Below are 17,700 nucleotides of genomic sequence, written 5' to 3'. Positions count from 1 at the left end.
AGGTGTCAGACCCCGAGTCGGGTCTTCACCTCGGAGAAGCTGGGGTTCGTCGCGACCGACTCGTCCGGGAACACGACGGTCGGCACCGTGCGGTTGCCGCCGTTGGCCTTCTCGACGAACGACGCGGCGTCCGGCTCGCGCTCGATGTCGATCTCGCGGTAGCCGATGCCGGCCTGGTCGAGCTGCAGCTTGAGCCGACGGCAGAAGCCGCACCAGCTGGTCGTGTACATCGTCAGGTCCGCCATGTCGGGTACAACCGGTCAGCTCCGCGGATTCTTCCCCGTCGGCTGTGACCTGCCCGGCACCCGGACGGGCGGGACGGGCGACCCGTGACCGTCGGGGGTGGGTGTCAGGATGGGTGGGTGCCGTCCCGATCCGCCGCCCGCCCCGCCCGTGCGACCCGCGCCGTGCCGGACCCGGCGGCCCCGGTCGGCGCGGACGGTCTGGACCCCGAGCAGCGGGCCGCGGTGTACGCACCGCGCGGCCCGGTGTGCGTCCTCGCGGGGGCGGGCACCGGCAAGACCCGCACGATCACCCGGCGGATCGCGCACCTGGTGACCTCGGGCCACGTCGCCGCCGGCCAGGTACTGGCCGTCACCTTCACCGCCCGGGCCGCGGGGGAGCTGCGCACCCGGCTGCGTGCGCTGGACGCGTCCGGGGTGCAGGCCCGGACGTTCCATGCCGCCGCGCTGCGTCAGCTGCGCTACTTCTGGCCGCAGATGGTCGGGGGCAGCCCGTGGCCACTGCTCGACGGCAAGCTGCGGCTCGTCGGCCAGGCCGCCGCCCGCGCCCGCGCCGGCACCGACTCCGACGCGCTGCGCGACCTCGCCTCCGAGATCGAGTGGGCGAAATCCACGCTGGTCGCCCCGTCGGACTACGCGGCCGAGGCCGCCCGCCGTCGTCGCGACACGCCCGGCCCGGCCGAGCAGGTGGCCGCCGTCTACGCCGCGTACGAGGAGCTGAAGAACGCGAGCGAGCAGCTCGACTTCGACGACCTGCTCCTGCACACCGCGATCGCGCTGGAGGAGCACGGTGGCGTCGCCGAGGAGTTCCGGTCGCGCTACCGGTGCTTCGTCGTTGACGAGTACCAGGACGTGACCCCGCTGCAGCAGCGCCTGCTCGACGCCTGGCTCGGCGACCGCGACGACCTGACCGTCGTCGGCGACGCCAACCAGACGATCTACACCTTCGCCGGCGCCTCGCCCCGCTACCTGCTGGAGTTCCCGCGCCGCTTCCCCGACGCCGCGGTCGTGCGCCTGCAGCGCGACTACCGCTCCACCCCACAGATCGTCGGCTGCGCGAACCAGTTGATCGGCGCGGCCCGCAACCGGCCCGCAGGGTCCCGGCTGCAGCTCGTCGGGCAGCTCCCGCCGGGGCCCGACCCGGACTTCTCCGAGCACGACGACGAGGCAGGGGAGGCCGCCGCCGTCGCGGGCCGGATCCTGACCTTGATCAACGACGGCACCGAGCCGTCGGAGATCGCGGTGCTCTTCCGGATCAACGCCCAGTCCGAGGCGTTCGAGCAGGCCCTGTCCGACACCGGAGTGCCCTACCAGATCCGCGGCGGCGAGCGGTTCTTCAACCGGCCCGAGATCCGCCGGGCGATGCTCGCGTTGCGCACCGCGGCGCCGGACCAGCGGCCGGGCACCGACCTCGTCGACGTCACCCGCGCGGTGCTGACCGCGCGCGCCGGGCTGACCGACGAGCCGCCGAAGGGCGCCACCCTGCGCGCGCAGTGGGAGTCGCTGCTGGCGCTGGTCGGCGTCGCCGAGGAGCTCGCGGCGGTCGAGCCGCAGGCCGATCTGCAGCGGCTGTGCGTGGAGCTGGAGACCCGCGCCGACCACGCGCAGGCGCCCGTCGTCAACGGCGTCACGCTGGCGTCGCTGCACGCGGCGAAGGGCCTGGAGTGGGACGCGGTGTTCCTCGTCGGACTCGCCGACGGCACCCTCCCCATCGGCCACGCGGGTGACGACGAGGCCGCCGTCGAGGAGGAACGCCGGCTGTTCTACGTCGGCGTCACCCGCGCCCGGCGGGTGCTGTCGATGTCGTGGTCGCTGTCCCGGGCCTCCGGGCGCGGACCGAAGCGACGCCGCTCGCGGTTCCTCTACGGACTGATCCCGGACTCGCACCCTGCGTCCCGTGTGGCCGGCGAGCGCCGCCCCGGGGGCGCCCGGCCCAAGTGCCGCGTCTGCGGGACCCCGCTGTTCGGCACCACCGCCACCAAGCTCCTCCGCTGCGACGACTGCCCGTCCGATGTGGACCTGGAGCTGCTGGACCGGCTGAAGCAGTGGCGGGCGGCGGAGGCGAAGGCGCAGGACGTGCCCGGTTTCGTCGTGCTCACCGACGCCACGCTCACCGCGATCGCGGAGCAGCGGCCGGCCGGCCCGTCGGCCCTGGTCGGCATCCCGGGGATCGGCGCGGCCAAGCTGGACCGCTACGGCGACGAGGTGCTCCGGGTGCTCGCCGAGCACGAGGCGGAGGGGACGCGACCCCCTCTTCGGTAGGGATCTGCGTGAACTTCCGGCGAGACTTCGAATAATCGGTTGCCGTGCCGTGTGCAGCACTTCTAGTGTCGTCGGCGCCAGGTGGAGCGCCACGCTCCTGACACAGACGCGTCGCGCGGGAGACCGCGGGCGGAACCGGAGGAGGTGACGAGATGGGCACGATCAACACGACCGACCTGATCGGCACCACCCTGTCCGTCCCGGCCCCGGTGTGCGTCCCGGAGCAGACCGTCGTCGCGCACGACGTCGCTCACGCGGGCATCGCGGTCACCGCGGAGTCCGGCGTCCGTCGTCGTCAGCAGGGGGTGGCGCTGCTCGCGCCGTCGACGCTCCGTTCCACGGGTGAGGTGTACCCGCAGGGCGGCATGCCGGTCGCGGTCGCCGGCCCGATCTTCGATGACAAGTGCACAGCTGCGTTCGTTCCCGGGCGCCGAGGGGGTACCTGACCTCCTCAGCACCCAGCGAGTCCCATCGGGGCCGCGGAACCCACGCACACGGGTTCCGCGGCCCCGATTTTTTGTCCCGGATTCCGTCCCGAGAGATGACACACCCTGACCAGACCGGTCCTGACCTGTAGCAGAGAAGTTCGATCGAGGAGGTCGATCGTGTACGTGCGATCCGTTCCGTGTGACGGCGGAATGATCACCGAGCAGTCCGGCGCCGGCGTCGGACCCGACCAGGTGCGGCTCCGGTCGGTGCCGAGCGGGCCGTCCGGCCGCGGCTCGGCCCTGCCCTGCCGCAACGGCGACGCCGACCTGTGGTTCGCCGAGGCCCCGGCCGAGCTGGAGGAGGCCAAGTCCCGCTGCGGCGGCTGCCCGCTCCGGCAGGCCTGCCTGGAGGGCGCGCTGGAGCGCGCCGAGCCGTGGGGCGTGTGGGGAGGCGAGATCTTCGACCACGGTCGGGTGATCCCGCGCAAGCGCCCGAGGGGGCGTCCCCGCAAGGCCGACCTGGAGCGCGACCGGGCACTGGCCCTGGCCGCGAGCCGCTGACCACAGCACCACCGGCGCGACCCGCACCGCGGCACCGCCGACCCACCAGACCCGAGGAGACCGACATGAACGACCTGAAGCCGGCACCGGCCGTGCGACCGATGACCCACACCGACCGTTCGTCCCACCTCGTGAACCAGGAGAACGTGATGACGCTCATCCAGGAAGCGTTGGCGAGATCTCATCAGCAGGAAGCGCAACGGGTGGCGGCCGAGCACCGGCTCGCGCGCCGGATCACCGCGGGCCGCGGCTGGTCCTGGATCGCGGCCTGGGCCGCCTCCCGAGCCGAACGGGCGCGGCTGCGCGCCGGCTGATCCTGCGGCCGACCCCGTCGGTGCCCCGTCCGGACCCGCGTCCGGGCGGGGCGCCGTCGTGTCCGGGACCTGCTGTTCCTCGGGTGGGAGGGTGCCTGCTCGTCGCTGTGCTCTGCTCACCGATACGCAGCACCGCAGCTCAGGGGGCCTGCGAGCCGGCGAAGGCGTCGGCGAACTCCGGCGACGGGGCGATCTCGGTGATCACGTCGACCAGTACCCCGTCCGGCCCGGCGACGATGAAGTGCCGCTGTCCGAATGCCTCGTCCCGCACCGGGAGCAGGGCCTCCAGGCCGCCGCGGACGACGAGGCGGTCCCATTCGGCGTCGACGTCGTCGACCTCCATGTTCACCAGCATCCCGCCGGTCGACCGCCCGCGGTACGCCGCCGGGATCGTCGGATGGTCCCGGTCGAGCAGGGCGAGCTCGAAGCGCCCGCGCCGGAGACTGACGTACCAGTCGGCGTCGAAGACGCTCTCGAATCCCATCGGCCCGGTCCAGAACGCGCGGGCGGCCGGGAGGTCGGCCGTCGCGAGGACCGGGTAGCAGCTGTGGAGCACGGTGCACCCTCTTTGCATACCGTCGGTATGTGAACGAAGTCAGCATACCATCGGTATGTCAATCGGCCGATGGCGCGGCTGTCCGGTCCGAGCGAACCGGATGCCGAGTCGTCGGGGTGGCAGCTGGTCGACGCGCCGGGACAACCCGTCGAGCGCGCAGTGGTGGCAGCCCGGCCGGGCCGCGCTCGACCGGGCGCCCCTGGCTCCGCTGTGAACCCGGAGACGGCGCTCACCTGCAGTGCTGCGTATCGGTGAGCAGAGCAGAGCGACGACAGCACACCCCTGCCCGGAGGACCGGTGGAGCGAGGGGAGAGGTCAGCCCGTCGGGGCGTCCGGCTCGAACATCTCCGGCTGCCACTCGGCGACGATCTCCCGCAGCCGCACGTGGGAGTCGAGCTGGCACAGGATGCCGACGGTCCCCATCGTCACCCGGTGCACCAGCAGGAACCGCGGGGGCAGGTTCAGCGACCGGCCGATGGCCGCCTCCGGGCTGCGGAGGTCACCGACCCGCTCGGCCTGCTGCTGGATCCACCGGCGGCTGAAGTGGAACTCCTCGGTCCCCAGCGGTTCGGTGAAGGGTGCGAGGTAGCCGAGGATCTGCTCGGACTCGATCCGGGCGCCGTCGCGGACGAACTCGGCCGAGCGCATCAGGGCCATCAGGTCCCCGCTGCGCCTCTCGAGCGCGTACTTGGTCATCGTGACCAGCTCGGGCGGCATGCCGTCGGGCATCCGGGCGACGGCGCCGAAGTCGAGGACGAGCAGGCGGCCGTCGTCGAGGATCCCGAAGTTGCCGGGGTGCGGGTCGGCGTGCAGCAGGTGCGTGCGGTCCGGCGCGGAGTAGTGGAAGCGGGCCAGCTGGTTGCCCGCGTGGTCGCGCTCCTCGCGGGTGCCGTCGCGGATGATCGAGGCCAACGGACGGCCCTGCACCCACTCGGTGATGACGGCCTTGGGTGCGGACCCGACCACGCGGGGGATCTTCACGTCCGGGTCGTCCTCGTAGAACGCGGCGAACTCGCGCTGGTAGGCGGCCTCGTCGCGGTAGTCGAGCTCCTCCTCCATGCGGTCCTTGAGCTCCGCGACCAGTGGCTTGATCTCCATCCCGGGGACCAGCGGCTGCAGGATGCGGCTCATCCGCCCGAGCTGGCGCAGGTCCGAGCGCAGCGCCTCCTCGGCGCCGGGGTACTGCACCTTGACGGCGACCTCGCGGCCGTCGCGCTTCCAGACCGCGCGGTGCACCTGGCCGATGCTGGCCGAGGCGGCGGGGGTCTCGTCGAAGTCGGTGAACCGGGACCGCCACGACCGCCCGAACTGCTGGGTGAGCATGTAGTCGACGTCGGCCATGGGCATCGGCGGCGCCGCGGCCTGCAGCTTGGTGAGTGCCTCGCGGTAGGGCTCGGCGTACTCGTCGGGCACGGCCGCCTCGAACACGCTCAGCGCCTGCCCGAACTTCATCGCTCCGCCCTTGAGCTCGCCGAGCACCTCGAACAGCTGCTCGGCGCTCTTGGCCGCGAGCTGGGCGGCGATCTCGTCGCGGTCACCACCGGTGAGACGGCGCCCGAATCCTGCCGCGGCACGTCCGGCGACGCCGAGCGGGAGGCCGGCGAGCTTGGCGGTGCGCGAGACGGTCCGTCGGGGAATGTCGCTCACGCCATGATTGTCCACCCGGCCGGGGTGGTCCCGCACGGCGCGGTGGGCCCCGGAGCACCGTCCGGGACCGGCCCGGCCGCTGTGCCGCAGGGGCAGCCGGGGCGTCGGAAGCCCGGTCGGGTGACGACCGTCGCCGCGTCCGCGCCGACCTCCAGCACCGCGCCCCACGATGCGGGCGGCGCCCCGCCACGCACCGGCCCGTCGACGGCGGTGAGCACCTGACCGACCGCCACCGCCGCCGTCGCGACCAGCACGTGCGGTGCCGCCGACGACGACCCCCCGGCCGTGCGGGGCGCCCCGGCGCAGTCGGGACACGGCCCCCGGCCGGGCAGGACGAGCGGCCCGACCACGCCGCGGCCGTCGCGCAGGGCCACGAACAGATGCTCCATCGGCGACTCCGGCGGCACCGGCCCGTCGCCGACGAGCACCACCAGGTCCGCGGGGACCCGCCGGGGCGGATCGGTGCCGACGCCCGCGTCGCGCAGGAAGGCGCGCAGCTCGCCCTCGCGGTCCCGGCCCGGCCCCACCGGCAGCCCGGCCAGGACGTCGTCGGCGCCCGTCACGCCATGGACCTGCGGGTACAGCTGTCCGATCCCGGCCCGGGCCAGCCCGGCGACGACCGCCACGGCGAGTGCGTCCGCGCCGCGGACCTCGACGAGCGTGCCCTCCCGGCGCCGCCGGACCCGGTCCTCGACGTCCGGGTCGGCGAGCAGCCCCGCCCGCCACAGGACGGCGAGCAGCACCGCGACCTCGTCGTCGCCCCGGGTGAGCGCACCGGTCGCGCACGGGCCGTCGACGAGCCGGTCCAGCGCGGCGACGGCGGCGGGGGACAGCTCCTCCAGCAGCCGGGCCCGGGGTGGGCCGGACCCGATCCGGCGGGCCCGCGGTCCGGCGGGGAGGACGGCGAGGTGGGCGGCGAGCGCGAGCCGTGGGGGCAGTCCGGTCACCCGGGCCACGGTGCCCGGTCCGCGTGGTGACGGGGCCGGAACGCGTCCGCGCCGTTCGCACCCGCGAACCGCGGCGGCCTACCCTGGAGCCATGGCGAGTCCCCCGGTAGAGGTCCGACGCAGCGCCCGCCGGAAGCGCATGGTCAGTGCCCGGCGGGAGGGGGAGCGGCTCGTCGTGTTCATCCCGGGCTGGATGTCCGCCGAGCAGGAACGCGACTGGGTCGCCGAGATGGTGAAGCGGGTCGAGGCGAGTGAGGCACGTCGCCGCTCACCGGGCCGCGACAACGACGAGGCCCTGATGCGCCGCGGCCAGGAGCTGTCGAAGCGCTGGCTGGAGGGGCGGGCGCGGCCGTCGTCGATCCGGTGGGTGCCGGTGATGCGCACGCGCTGGGCGTCCTGCACCCCCGACGACGCCACCATCCGGATCAGCGAACGCCTGCGGGACGCGCCGGGCTGGGTCGTCGACTACGTGCTGGTGCACGAGCTGGCCCACCTGCTGTCCGCCGCGCACGACGACGTCTTCTGGTCCTGGGTGCGCCGCTACCCGCGCACCGAGCGGGCCATCGGTTACCTGGAGGGCCTCAACGCCGCCGCCGAGCTCGGCATCAGCGGTGTCGACGGCGACCCGGCCACCGCCGACGAGACCGACGGGTCCGCCGACGCTGACGGAGAGGTCGGCGGGTTCGGCGGGACCGGCCCCGGGGTGGAGCCGGTCCGCGCGACCGGGACCTGAGCCGGGCTCAGGAGCCCGACCGGCCCGTCCCGTCCTCGCCGTCGGTGCCGTCGGTGTCCTCCGTGGAGGGCTTCTCCGACGACCCGGACGACTCGGCCTTCTTCTCCGCGTCGGCCGCCATCTGGCGCTCCAGCTCGGCGATCGGGTCGTCCGGGACGGCCCCGCCGGCCGTGCCGCCGCGCACGAAGGCGGCCGGGTCGTCCAGGTCGTCGGCCGACGGGATCAGGTCGGGGTGCGCCCAGACCGCGTCGCGACCCTCGACGCCGCGCTCGGCCCCCAGGAGCTTCCACAGGTCCGCCGCGGCCCGCAGCTTCCGCGGCCGCAGCTCCAGCCCGACGATCGTCGCGAACGCCTGCTCCGCGGGTCCGCCCGAGGCGCGGCGGCGACGCATCGTCTCGCGCATCGCCTCGGCCCCGGGCAGGCGCTCGGTCAGGGCATCGGCGACGACGGTGTCCACCCAGCCCTCGATCAGGGCGAGCAGGGTCTCGAGCCGGGCCAGCGCCGCCTTCTGCGCCGGGGTGTCCTCCGGCTCGAACATGCCGGACTGCATGGCCTCCTGGATCGACTCCGGGTTCGACGGGTCGATCCCGCGGGCGAGCTCCTCGATCCGTGAGGTGTCCACGGTGATGCCGCGGGCGTACTCCTCGACGGCGCCGAGCAGCCGCTCGCGCAGCCAGTGGACGTGGGTGAACAGCCGCTGGTGGGCGGCCTCGCGTGCGGCGAGGAACAGCGTGACCTCGCCGGCCGGGCGGTCCAGGCCCTCGGTGAACCGGGCGACGGCCTCGGGCAGCAGGGCCGACGTGCGCTCCGGGCCGACCGGGATGCCGAGGTCGGTGGAGGTCAGCACCTCCTTGCCGTGCTGGGCCAGGCCCTGGCCCAGCTGGCTGCCGAACGCCATTCCGCCCATCTTGCCGAGCATCCCCAGCATCGGGCCGGCCGCGCCGCGGACCTCCTCGGGCAGTCCCTCGACCCAGGCCGAGGACAGCCGCGTCGCCACCGGGTCGCAGAGCCGCTTCCAGGTCGGCATCCCGGCCCGCACCCAGTCCGAGGGCGTCCAGGCCTTCACCTCGCCGCCGGAGGAGGGGAACGACGTCGCCGGGTCGAGCCACAGCTCCGCGAGCTTCACGGCCTCGGCGACCCCGCTGCGCTGGGCGTCGGTGAGCGACGACGTCGACTGCGCGAGCTGCTGGGTGGCGATCTGGGCGGCGAGGTCGTAGTCGACGGGCCCGCCGTCGCCGGAGCCGCTGCTGGAGAGCATCTGGCCGAGCTGGGACAGCATCTGGCCGAGCTGGCTCATGTCGAACTGGCCGCCGCCGGGCATGCCCGGCATGCCGGGGAGCCCGCCCATGCCGAACGCCGCGAACGGGTTCTGGCCCGCGCCGCCGGACGGCCCCGAGGGGTCGTCGGACTGCGGGTGCGACCCGAAGCCGAACGGGTCCTTCGGGCCCTCGGGCTCACCCTTTCCGCCCGTGCCCGACGCACCCCCGTCCTTGCCGGAGGCGTCGCCGGAACCCGAGTCGGGCTGGTCGCCGGGCTCGCGGTCGGGGTCACGGTCGGCGGGGCCGAAGCCGAAGGGGACGTCGCTCATGCCGTCCACCGTACGCGGGGCCGGGGGCTGGTCGCCGCCCCACGGCCGGTGGATCGGGCCTGGTGGGGCCGTGTTCGCTGCGGGCGGACCGGGGAACTAGGAGCATCCGGCGGGCGTACCGCCGGTGTCGAGGGTGGTCAGCGCCCCGACCGCCTCGTCGAGGGTCCCGACCCGCACCAGCTGCAGCCCGTCGGGCGCGTCCTCGGCGGCCTCGGCGCAGTTCGCGGCCGGCACCAGGAACGTCTGCGCGCCGACCTCGCGGGCCTTCAGCATCTTGAACCGGATGCCGCTGATCGGGCCGACCCGGCCCTCGGCGTCGATGGTGCCGGTGCCGGCGACGAACCGGCCGCCGGTCAGCGGGCCCGGGGTCAGCTTGTCGACCAGCGCCAGGCTGAACATGAGGCCGGCCGAGGGGCCGCCGACATCGCCCAGGGAGATGGTCAGCTTCTGCCCCTCGGCGGGGGAGGTGGCCGGGGTGATGCCCAGGAAGGCCCGCGCCGGGTCGTCCGGGTGGGCGGCCGGGGTCACGGTGACCCGGCGCGGCGCGGCGTCCCCGCGCCGGATCGTGAGGGTGACCGGCTCCCCGGGGCGCGCGGCGCCCGTCGCGTCGAGCAGCCCCTGGACCGAAGTCACCGGGGTCGCGCCGACGGCGCGGATCTCGTCGCCCGGCTCCAGCACCCCCGCCGACGGCGAGCCGGGGGTCAGCGCGCCGACCGTGACCCGGGTCGGCAGGTGGAGGTGGTTCAGCGCCGCGGCCTCGGCGTTCGCGATCGAGCCGTCGAACTCCTGCTGGTTGGCCTGCGTGACCTGCTCGGTGGACTCGCCGGGCGGGTACAGCGACCAGCGCGGCGCGAGCCGGTAGGTGCCCGAGGCCCACATGCCCAGGGCCCGCAGCGTCGAGATCCCGTCGGTGACGCCGACGGTGGTCATGTTCAGGTGCCCGGTCGTCGGGTAGGTCGGCAGCCCCTCCGCCGACACCACGGGCGTGCCGTCGACCTCGCCGAGGGTGTCGAACGTGGGCCCGGGCCCGAGGGCGACGACCGGCGCGGGGACCACCGTCCCGACCGCGGTGAGCGCCAGCAGTACGAGGACCGCGGTCACCCACGTCGAAGATCGAACGCCCACGGAACGGAACCCTACGATCGTGCGACGGCGGGGGTGCGCCCGACCCCGGTCCGTCCTGCGACGATGCGGGTCGGGGTGCCGGTGCAGAGCTGCCCGATGTGTCGTTTTCGTCCCGACACGCCGGGACCCGACGGCGACTTCACCGAACCTCCGTACAGTTGCCCTCGGAGAACCGTGCCGTCGCCCCAGCCGGCCGCGCTCTCCACGTGTCGTACCCGAACTGTGGAGTGTGCCCGTGTCGTCCATGCGGCCCCCTGTGGGAGCGCCGTCGCTGACCCGCCGAACCCGAATCCTGCTGGTCGCCGCGGGCGTCCTCGTAGTGCTTCTGCTCGGTGGCTCGCGGCTGCTGAACTTCTACGTCAACTATCTGTGGTTCGGCGAGGTCGGTTTCCGGAGCGTCCAGCTCACCCGGCTGTTCACCCAGATCGTGCTCTTCGGGGTCGTGGCCCTGGTGGTGGGTGGTCTGGTCGCGCTGACGCTGTGGCTGGCCTACCGGTACCGCCCGGTCTTCGTGCCGGTGTCCGGCCCCGAGGACCCGGTCGCGCGCTACCGGACCACGATCATCCAGCGCCTGCGTGTGTTCGCCGTCGGCGTGCCGGTCGTGATCGGGCTGATCGCCGGTCTCGCGGCGCCGGCGCAGTGGCAGACCGTGCAGATGTTCCTGCACAGCACCCCGTTCGGCCGGGCCGATCCCGAGTTCGGCAACGACATCGGGTTCTACGCCTTCACCCTGCCGTTCCTGCGGATGAGCCTGAACTGGCTGTTCGTCGCCGTCGCGATCTGCTTCGTGCTCGCGCTGGTGACCCACTACATCTTCGGCGGCATCCGGCTGTCGGGCCGCTCCGGCTTCGTCTCCACCGCCGCGCGGGCCCAGCTCGCCGTGCTCGCCGGGGTGTTCGTGCTGCTCAAGGCCGTCGCCTACTGGTTCGACCGCTACGACCTGCTGTGGTCCAACCGGAACGCGCAGACGTTCTACGGCGCCACCTACACCGACCTCAACGCGGTCCTGCCCGCCAAGCTGATCCTGCTGGTCATCGCGGTGATCTGTGCGCTGGCGTTCTTCGTCGCGGCGTTCCGCCAGAACCTCCAGATCCCGGCCGTCGCCGTGGTCATGCTGGTGGTCTCCTCGATCCTGGTCGGCACGGCGTTCCCGCTGGTGCTGCAGCAGTTCGTCGTCGCGCCCAACGCGAACGTCAACGAGGCCCCGTCGATCGAACGCAACATCGCGGCGACCCGGGACGCGTTCGGGATCGGCCCGGACAAGGTCGACATCACGCCCTACGCGGGTACGTCGGAGGCCACACCGGCCCAGGTCCGGGCCGACACCGACACCATCCCCAACATCCGGCTGCTCGACCCGGGCAAGCTCAACCGCACGTTCACCCAGCTCCAGCAGCGACGGAACTTCTACGGGTTCTCGCCCAACCTGGACATCGACCGCTACACCGTCGGCGGCCAGACCCGCGACTACGTCGTCGCGGCGCGCGAGATGAATGCCAACGGCCTGGTCAACAACCAGGAGGACTGGATCAACCGGCACCTGGTCTACACCCACGGCAACGGGATCGTGGCCGCGCCGGCGAACCAGGTGAACGAGGCGCTGGAGGACGCGGGCGGCTCCGGCGGTCTGCCGAACTTCCAGGTCTCCGACACCCAGCAGCAGGGTTTCGTGCCCGTCCAGCAGCCCCGCATCTACTACGGCGAGCTGCTCGACAACCAGTACTCGATCGTCGGTGCCGAGCCGGGCACCCCGCCGCGGGAGTACGACTCCGACGAGGCGCAGTACACCTACACCGGGGCCGGCGGCGTCCCGATCGGCGGGCTGTTCAACCGCACGGTGTTCGCGCTGGCCTACGGCGAGCGGAACATCCTGTTCAACAACTCGATCAACGCCGACTCGAAGATCATGTACGTCCGGAACCCGCGGGACCGCGTGCAGGCGGTGGCCCCGTGGCTGACGCTGGACAACGACCCGTATCCGGCCGTCGTCGACGGGCGGGTGCAGTGGATCATCGACGGCTACACCACGCTGCAGAACTTCCCCTACGCCGAGCGCGTGCAGCTGGGTGACGCCACGTCGGACTCGCGGCTCGGGCCGAACGGCCAGCAGCTGCCGAACGACACGATCAGCTACCTGCGCAACTCGGTGAAGGCCACCGTCGACGCCTACGACGGCACCGTGAAGCTCTACGCCTTCGACGAGACCGACCCGGTGCTGCAGACCTGGGAGAAGGCGTTCCCGGGCACGGTCGAACCGCGCTCGGCGATCACCCCGGACCTGCAGGCCCACCTGCGCTACCCGGAGGACCAGTTCAAGGTCCAGCGTGAGCTGCTGACCCGCTACCACGTCGACGACCCGAACGAGTTCTTCTCCACCGTGTCGTTCTGGGACGTCCCGTCCGACCCGACCGTGCAGGGCGGCAACGGCGGCAGCCAGGACGCGCAGCCGCCGTACTACATCTACGCCGGGCTGCCGGGGCAGGAGGGCGCGTCGTTCCAGCTCACCAGTGCGCTGGTGAGCCTGCGGCGGCAGTTCCTCGCCTCCTACGTCTCGGCCAGCTCGGACCCCGACACCTACGGGAAGCTGACCGTGCTGCAGCTGCCGAACGAGACCCAGACGCTCGGCCCGCAGCAGGTCCAGGCCCGGTTCCTCGGTTCGCCCGAGGTGTCGTCGGAGCTGAACCTGCTGCGGCAGAACCAGACCACGATCGACTACGGCAACCTGCTGACGCTGCCGGTGGCCGGTGGTCTGCTCTACGTCGAGCCGGTCTACATCGAGCGCGCGGGCGGGCAGGACAACTCGACCTACCCGCAGCTGGCCCGCGTCCTGGTGTTCTACGGGGACCGGCTCGGCTACGACGCGAGCCTGTCCCGGGCTCTCGACGAGGTGTTCGGCGCCGGCGCCGGTGCCGCCGCGGGCGGAGCCGCCCCGACGACCGGGCAGCCCGGCCGGCCGACGACGCCCACGACCCCGACCACGCCGAACGGTCAGGGCGCCCAGACCCCGGCGGCGCCCAACGCGGCGCAGGCGACCGCGGCGCAGCAGATCCGCACGGCGTTGAACGACCTCAAGGCGGCCCAGCGGTCCGGTGACTTCGCCAAACAGGGCGAGGCGCTGGCGGCGCTGGACCGTGCGGTCGCGGCGTTCCAGAGCGCCGGCGGCTGATCGCGGCTGATCCTCGTCGGGCCGGACCCCCCTGCGGGTGGGGTCCGGCCCGGTGTGTAGGGTTGTGCCTACAACACAGACGGAACGCACGCGGTTCCGTTCGGCGCGGGGTGGAGCAGCTCGGTAGCTCGCTGGGCTCATAACCCAGAGGTCGCAGGTTCGAATCCTGCCCCCGCTACCACTCACGAAGGCCCCCGGGGACACCCCGGGGGCCTTCGTCCTGTCAGGGGGTCCGCGCGTACTCGGCGACGACCACGCCCGAGCGGTACGGCGTCGACCGCACCAGCTCCCACGACCGCGGGTGGTACCCGCCGGCGTCGTCGAACAGGGACGTGCCCGCCCCGAGGACGACCGGGTTCACCTTGAGCACCAGCCGGTCGATCTCGCCCGCCAGCGCGGTCGCGAGTCGCCCGCCCCCGCAGAGCCAGATGTCGGCGCCGTCGCGCCGTCTCAGCTCGCGGACGAGCTCCACCGGGTCGCGCCCGGTCAGGGTGATCCCGGCGGGCACCGTGTCGGCGGGGCGGCTGCGGGACAGGACGTACTGCTCCAGGTGCGGATACGGGTCGGCGGTGACCGACAGGCCCGCGGCGTAGGTGTTCCACCCCATCAGCACGGTGTCGAAGCGGGTGTTGTCCGCGGTCAGCCCGAGCATCCCCAGCCCGACGGCCGGGATCGTGTCGGTCCACTCGCGCAGGATCATGTCGATGTGGTCGCCGGTCTGCGGAAAGGCGTCGAAGGAGCCGTCGGGGGCCGCGATGCGGCCGTCGAGCGAGACCGCGACGTAGTAGACGAGTTCACGCACGGGCAGACCTCCGGGGTCGATCAACCACGACTGTTGTCGTGGTTGATCGAAAGTACAACAGGCGTCGTGGTTCGTCTACGGTGTCGGTATGGCACGCAACGACGACCGCAGGCAGCGGCTGGCCGACGCCGGGCTGGCCGTGCTGGCCCGCGAGGGCGCCCGGGGGCTGACCCACCGCGCGCTGGACCGGGAGGCCGGTGTCCCGACCGGTACGGCGTCGAACTACTTCCGGACCCGCGCCGAGCTCGTCCGTGCGCTGGCCGACCGGATCGGGCAGCGGCTGGCGCCGGATCCGGAGACCGTCGCCGGGCTGCGGGCGGGGGAGGCCGGGCCTGCGATGTTCGCCGACCACATCCGCGACGTCGTGCGCCGGCTCGGCGCCGAACCCGAGGTGACGCTGGCGCTGTTCGAGCTGCGCCTGGAGGCCGCCCGGCGGCCGGAGGTCGCCGAGGTCATGGGGGAGTGGCTCCGCGCCGCGTTCGCCGGCGACGTCGCCTACAACCGGGCCGCGGGGCTGCCCGGCGGGCCCGCGGAGATCGCGCTGTTCCACTACGCGGTCGACGGCCTGCTCCTGGACCGGCTGACCCTGTCCATCGACCCGGACACCCCGACCGACGCCGTCGTCGACGCGCTCGTCGACGGTCTGCTCCCGCCCGCTCAGGGCGCCGGTGCGACCTCCAGCACCCGGTAGCCGCGCTCGGAGGCGAATCGGGTCGTCGGGAAGCCCTGCTCGTCGCTCAGCCACCGTTGCAGCGAGTCCGAGCCCAGGTTCTTCGCCACCACCAGGTAGGCCCGCCCGTCGGGGAGGAGCCGCGGGAGCCAGCGCAGCAGCAGCTCGTGCAGCGCGGCCTTGCCCGAGCGGATCGGAGGGTTGGAGTAGATCCCGGCGAAGGTCACGTCGTCCGGGACCTCCTCGGGCCGGCAGGCGGTCACGTTGCCCAGCCCGGCCGCCTCGGCGTTCTCCCGGGTGAGGCCCAGCGCGCGCTCGTTGAGGTCCACCGCCCACACCGGCCGCCGACGGCGCCGGCTGGCCAGCGTGAGCGCGATCGGGCCGTAGCCGCAGCCGACGTCGAGCAGCGGCCCGCGGACCGGCGGCATCGGCGCTGTGTCGAGCAGCACCTTCGTCCCGCGGTCGAGGCGGCTGTGCGAGAACACCCCGGTGTCGGTCACCAGCGACAGATCCACGTCGGAGGTGTGCAGGCGCACCGTCCCGCGGTGGCTCGCGACGGACGGCGTGGCGCTGAAGTAGTGGTCACCCACGCCGGGTGATGCTACGGCGGGGACACTGGGTGCATGCCGACACCACAGCCGATCCCCGAGGACGTCCCCATCCGTGAGGAGCCGATCCGGATCGGCCAGTTCCTCAAGCTCGCCGGACTGGCCGAGGACGGCGCGGATGCCCGCGAGATCCTCGAGGCGGGCGAGGTCACGGTCAACGGGGCGCCGGAGCACCGTCGTGGCGCCCAGCTCCGCCGTGGCGACGTCGTCTCGGTGGCCGGGCGGAGCCTCCGCCCGGCCTGAGGCTCACCAGCCGAGGTGGTCGAACGCCGTCGCCAGGGTGGGGGCCAGGGTCTCGGCGTAGGTCGCGGTCAGGTGGTTGTCGTCCATGTAGACGAGCACGTTGCCCACCTCGCTGCGGCAGAGCGCCGGGTCGCAGATGCCGTCGGACACGTCGGCGAACACCACGTTCGGCGGGACGCCCGGGACCACCGACCACGGCGGGTACGGCTGGTACAGCGTGTGCCGGTCGACGTCGCAGTCCGGTGCGCCCCGGCCCTGCGTGGCGACGCAGTCGACCACGTTGAAGTCGAACCGCGGGTTGTCGCGGACCGCGACGACCGGGATCCCTGCCGCGTCGAGCCGCTGCCAGGCCTGCACGAACCCCTCGGGGGTCTGCTCGTGCAGCCCGGGGCGCACGTCGCGGCTGGCGAGGGTCAGGACGGCGTCGGGGTGCATCTCGACCAGCTGGTCGTGCACCGCGGCGTTCCAGTCGGTGCAGCCCTGGTCGTCGGCGACGGTCTCCGAGCGCACCGACATCGGGCAGGCCCCGCGGAACATGCCCACCATCGACCAGTTGCGCTGCTCGGCGATCACCGCGAGCGCGGCGGCGTACTGCTGGGCGTGCGAGTCGCCGACCACGGCGACCGTCCGCTCCGAGGTCTCCGGGTCCGGCGCGGGCACCGTGCAGACCTCCAGATCCGCGCCGTGCTCGGACGGCCCGCAGTCCCAGCTGGTGCGGTGGTAGCTCCAGTCGTCGGGCGCCTGCACCAGCGACGGGGTCAGCTCGGCGTCGGCCGGGTCGAGCGAGGCGAGGTCGAACTGCGGGGACAGCGCCCCCGTGCCCGGGTGCGACGGCGAGCCCGCCAGCACCGGTGTCGACGCCCGCGCGGCGGCCAGCCCGTACCAGGACCCCGCCGCGACGAGCACCGTCAGCGCCAGCACCCCGCCGGTGCGCAGCGCGCGGCGCACGTCGAGCGCGGCGACCCGCTGCTCGACGAACCGGTGGGTCAGCCAGGCCAGCACGAACGACACCCCGATCACGGCGGCGCCCTGCTCCAGGTCCAGCCGGTCCTGCCCGGTGCGCACCAGCGTGAGCGTCAGGATCGGCCAGTGCCACAGGTACAGCGGGAACGAGAGGTCGCCGATCGTGCGCAGCACCCGTCCCGACAGCAGGTGGTCGACGCCGAACCGGTGCCCGGACCGCCCGGCGACCAGCACCATCGCCGCGGCCAGCGTCGGCCAGAGCGCGGCCCAACCGGGGAACGCGCGGTCGACCTGCAGCAGGATCCCGCAGGAGACCAGCGCCACCACGCCGCCCCAGCCGAGCACGGCGCGGGTGCCGGGGGTCAGCTCCGGCCGGTCCTCGATCCGGGAGATCCACAGCGCCAGCAGCCCGCCGAGTGCGAACTCCCAGATCCGCGTCGCGGAGTGGAAGTAGGCCAGCGGCTGGTTCACCAGCGTCAGGTACACCGAGTACGCGAACGAGGCCCCGCCGACGGCGAGCAGCGTGCCGGTCAGCCGCCGGTGCAGGTCGGCGCCGTCCCGCCGGGTCGCGATCGCGACGCCGGCCACGACCAGCGGCGCGAGCAGGTAGAACTGGCCCTGGATGGACAGCGACCAGAAGTGCTGGACGATGCTCGCCGCGTTGTCGCGGGCCGCGTAGTTGTGATGTCCAGGGAGGTTGGTCAGCCTGGTGACTGGTGGCTGGCCGCCGATGGCGGAGTGAGCGCGGTGGTGATTGTAGAAGTGCAGCCAGCCGGGTAGGGCGTCGTTGCGTTGGCGGGTCGACTCATAGAGTCGGGCGTAGGCCCAGCCGTCGGCCAGGGTCC

Annotated in this window: 17 protein-coding genes, 1 tRNA gene and 1 pseudogene; 9 read left to right on the top strand and 10 right to left on the bottom strand. The window is 73.3% G+C overall.

Translation table 11 applies throughout. The features are described 5' to 3' along the window. Positions 1 to 5: 5 nt before the first annotated feature. Positions 6 to 230 (bottom strand): mycoredoxin, encoded by a 225-nt coding sequence (locus FVA95_RS03735; RefSeq protein WP_304442433.1) that lies wholly within the window; start codon positions 228 to 230, stop codon positions 6 to 8. Positions 231 to 407: 177 nt separating this feature from the next. On the opposite strand from FVA95_RS03735, the gene FVA95_RS03730 reads away from it, so the two are divergent. The 4 genes from FVA95_RS03730 to FVA95_RS03715 all read left to right on the top strand — a co-directional run bounded on the left by FVA95_RS03730 (position 408) and on the right by FVA95_RS03715 (position 3,807). Next, complete coding sequence (locus FVA95_RS03730) at positions 408 to 2,504, top strand: ATP-dependent DNA helicase UvrD2 (RefSeq protein ID WP_161992195.1); 2,097 nt, start codon at positions 408 to 410, stop codon at positions 2,502 to 2,504. Positions 2,505 to 2,656: 152 nt separating this feature from the next. After that, the gene (locus tag FVA95_RS03725) at positions 2,657 to 2,950 is read left to right on the top strand and encodes a hypothetical protein (RefSeq protein ID WP_149662943.1); all 294 of its coding nucleotides are present in this window, start codon (positions 2,657 to 2,659) and stop codon (positions 2,948 to 2,950) included. Between the two features lie 159 nt (positions 2,951 to 3,109). Next, positions 3,110 to 3,493, top strand: coding sequence for a WhiB family transcriptional regulator (locus FVA95_RS03720; RefSeq protein ID WP_304627173.1), 384 nt, complete (start codon positions 3,110 to 3,112; stop codon positions 3,491 to 3,493). Positions 3,494 to 3,558: 65 nt separating this feature from the next. Beyond that, the gene (locus FVA95_RS03715; protein ID WP_149662942.1) at positions 3,559 to 3,807 is read left to right on the top strand and encodes a hypothetical protein; all 249 of its coding nucleotides are present in this window, start codon (positions 3,559 to 3,561) and stop codon (positions 3,805 to 3,807) included. Between the two features lie 139 nt (positions 3,808 to 3,946). Here the strand turns inward: FVA95_RS03715 and FVA95_RS03710 are convergent, their stop codons facing one another. The 3 genes from FVA95_RS03710 to FVA95_RS03700 form a co-directional block, all read right to left on the bottom strand. Continuing rightward, positions 3,947 to 4,363 carry a VOC family protein gene (locus FVA95_RS03710; protein ID WP_240051249.1) on the bottom strand — a complete coding sequence of 139 codons (417 nt, stop codon included), beginning with the start codon at positions 4,361 to 4,363 and terminating at the stop codon, positions 3,947 to 3,949. 315 nt (positions 4,364 to 4,678) lie between these two features. Then, positions 4,679 to 6,010 carry an AarF/ABC1/UbiB kinase family protein gene (locus FVA95_RS03705; protein WP_149662940.1) on the bottom strand — a complete coding sequence of 444 codons (1,332 nt, stop codon included), beginning with the start codon at positions 6,008 to 6,010 and terminating at the stop codon, positions 4,679 to 4,681. After that, positions 6,007 to 6,957, bottom strand: coding sequence for a hypothetical protein (locus tag FVA95_RS03700; RefSeq protein ID WP_149662939.1), 951 nt, complete (start codon positions 6,955 to 6,957; stop codon positions 6,007 to 6,009). The genes FVA95_RS03705 and FVA95_RS03700 overlap by 4 nt, the downstream gene beginning before the upstream one ends. Positions 6,958 to 7,048: 91 nt before the next feature. Between FVA95_RS03700 and FVA95_RS03695 the strand changes: the two genes are divergently transcribed. Then, positions 7,049 to 7,690, top strand: a complete 642-nt coding sequence (locus tag FVA95_RS03695) for a M48 family metallopeptidase (protein WP_149662938.1) — start codon at positions 7,049 to 7,051, stop codon at positions 7,688 to 7,690. 7 nt (positions 7,691 to 7,697) lie between these two features. On the opposite strand, the gene FVA95_RS03690 is transcribed toward FVA95_RS03695, so the two are convergent. Together FVA95_RS03690 and FVA95_RS03685 are read right to left on the bottom strand one after the other, a co-directional pair. Next, positions 7,698 to 9,278 carry a zinc-dependent metalloprotease gene (locus FVA95_RS03690; protein WP_149662937.1) on the bottom strand — a complete coding sequence of 527 codons (1,581 nt, stop codon included), beginning with the start codon at positions 9,276 to 9,278 and terminating at the stop codon, positions 7,698 to 7,700. Positions 9,279 to 9,374: 96 nt separating this feature from the next. Further along, positions 9,375 to 10,379, bottom strand: a complete 1,005-nt coding sequence (locus FVA95_RS03685) for a PDZ domain-containing protein (protein ID WP_149662936.1) — start codon at positions 10,377 to 10,379, stop codon at positions 9,375 to 9,377. 268 nt (positions 10,380 to 10,647) lie between these two features. On the opposite strand from FVA95_RS03685, the gene FVA95_RS03680 reads away from it, so the two are divergent. Beyond that, the gene (locus FVA95_RS03680; protein ID WP_161992188.1) at positions 10,648 to 13,569 is read left to right on the top strand and encodes a UPF0182 family protein; all 2,922 of its coding nucleotides are present in this window, start codon (positions 10,648 to 10,650) and stop codon (positions 13,567 to 13,569) included. A gap of 104 nt (positions 13,570 to 13,673) precedes the next feature. Continuing rightward, positions 13,674 to 13,750, top strand: a tRNA-Met gene (locus FVA95_RS03675). 42 nt (positions 13,751 to 13,792) lie between these two features. Here FVA95_RS03675 and FVA95_RS03670 read toward each other — a convergent pair. Further along, complete coding sequence (locus FVA95_RS03670) at positions 13,793 to 14,371, bottom strand: dihydrofolate reductase family protein (protein ID WP_149662935.1); 579 nt, start codon at positions 14,369 to 14,371, stop codon at positions 13,793 to 13,795. Between the two features lie 88 nt (positions 14,372 to 14,459). Here FVA95_RS03670 and FVA95_RS03665 point away from each other — a divergent pair, with 88 nt between their 5' ends. After that, positions 14,460 to 15,062, top strand: a complete 603-nt coding sequence (locus FVA95_RS03665; protein ID WP_075308072.1) for a TetR/AcrR family transcriptional regulator — start codon at positions 14,460 to 14,462, stop codon at positions 15,060 to 15,062. On the opposite strand, the gene FVA95_RS03660 is transcribed toward FVA95_RS03665, so the two are convergent. Continuing rightward, positions 15,029 to 15,631: a class I SAM-dependent methyltransferase gene (locus FVA95_RS03660; RefSeq protein ID WP_149662934.1), complete on the bottom strand. Its 603-nt coding sequence runs from the start codon at positions 15,629 to 15,631 to the stop codon at positions 15,029 to 15,031. The genes FVA95_RS03665 and FVA95_RS03660 overlap by 34 nt on opposite strands. Positions 15,632 to 15,664: 33 nt before the next feature. On the opposite strand from FVA95_RS03660, the gene FVA95_RS03655 reads away from it, so the two are divergent. Next, entirely contained in the window at positions 15,665 to 15,892 is a 228-nt protein-coding gene (locus FVA95_RS03655) for an RNA-binding S4 domain-containing protein (RefSeq protein WP_020621772.1), read from the top strand. 3 nt (positions 15,893 to 15,895) lie between these two features. Here the strand turns inward: FVA95_RS03655 and FVA95_RS03650 are convergent, their stop codons facing one another. Further along, positions 15,896 to 17,449: an acyltransferase family protein gene (locus FVA95_RS03650; RefSeq protein ID WP_240051256.1), complete on the bottom strand. Its 1,554-nt coding sequence runs from the start codon at positions 17,447 to 17,449 to the stop codon at positions 15,896 to 15,898. Between the two features lie 87 nt (positions 17,450 to 17,536). Beyond that, positions 17,537 to 17,700 (bottom strand): annotated as a pseudogene (locus tag FVA95_RS32615) (integrase core domain-containing protein); the annotation flags it as partial.

Origin of the sequence: Pseudonocardia sp. EV170527-09, assembly GCF_008369905.1 — a bacterium.
Lineage (GTDB): Bacteria > Actinomycetota > Actinomycetes > Mycobacteriales > Pseudonocardiaceae > Pseudonocardia.
Note: the sequence above shows the minus strand (reverse complement) of the source record. Positions and strands in the feature narration are given on the sequence as shown.

Bases quoted from the DNA above. Each gene is read 5' to 3' on its own strand.
- FVA95_RS03665 (WP_075308072.1), top strand. From the start codon at position 14,460: ATGGCACGCAACGACGACCGCAGGCAGCGGCTGGCCGACGCCGGGCTG.
- FVA95_RS03655 (WP_020621772.1), top strand. From the start codon at position 15,665: ATGCCGACACCACAGCCGATCCCCGAGGACGTCCCCATCCGTGAGGAG.
- FVA95_RS03715 (WP_149662942.1), top strand. From the start codon at position 3,559: ATGAACGACCTGAAGCCGGCACCGGCCGTGCGACCGATGACCCACACC.
- FVA95_RS03695 (WP_149662938.1), top strand. From the start codon at position 7,049: ATGGCGAGTCCCCCGGTAGAGGTCCGACGCAGCGCCCGCCGGAAGCGC.
- FVA95_RS03680 (WP_161992188.1), top strand. From the start codon at position 10,648: ATGCGGCCCCCTGTGGGAGCGCCGTCGCTGACCCGCCGAACCCGAATC.
- FVA95_RS03725 (WP_149662943.1), top strand. From the start codon at position 2,657: ATGGGCACGATCAACACGACCGACCTGATCGGCACCACCCTGTCCGTC.
- FVA95_RS03735 (WP_304442433.1), bottom strand. From the start codon at position 230: ATGTACACGACCAGCTGGTGCGGCTTCTGCCGTCGGCTCAAGCTGCAG.
- FVA95_RS03690 (WP_149662937.1), bottom strand. From the start codon at position 9,278: ATGAGCGACGTCCCCTTCGGCTTCGGCCCCGCCGACCGTGACCCCGAC.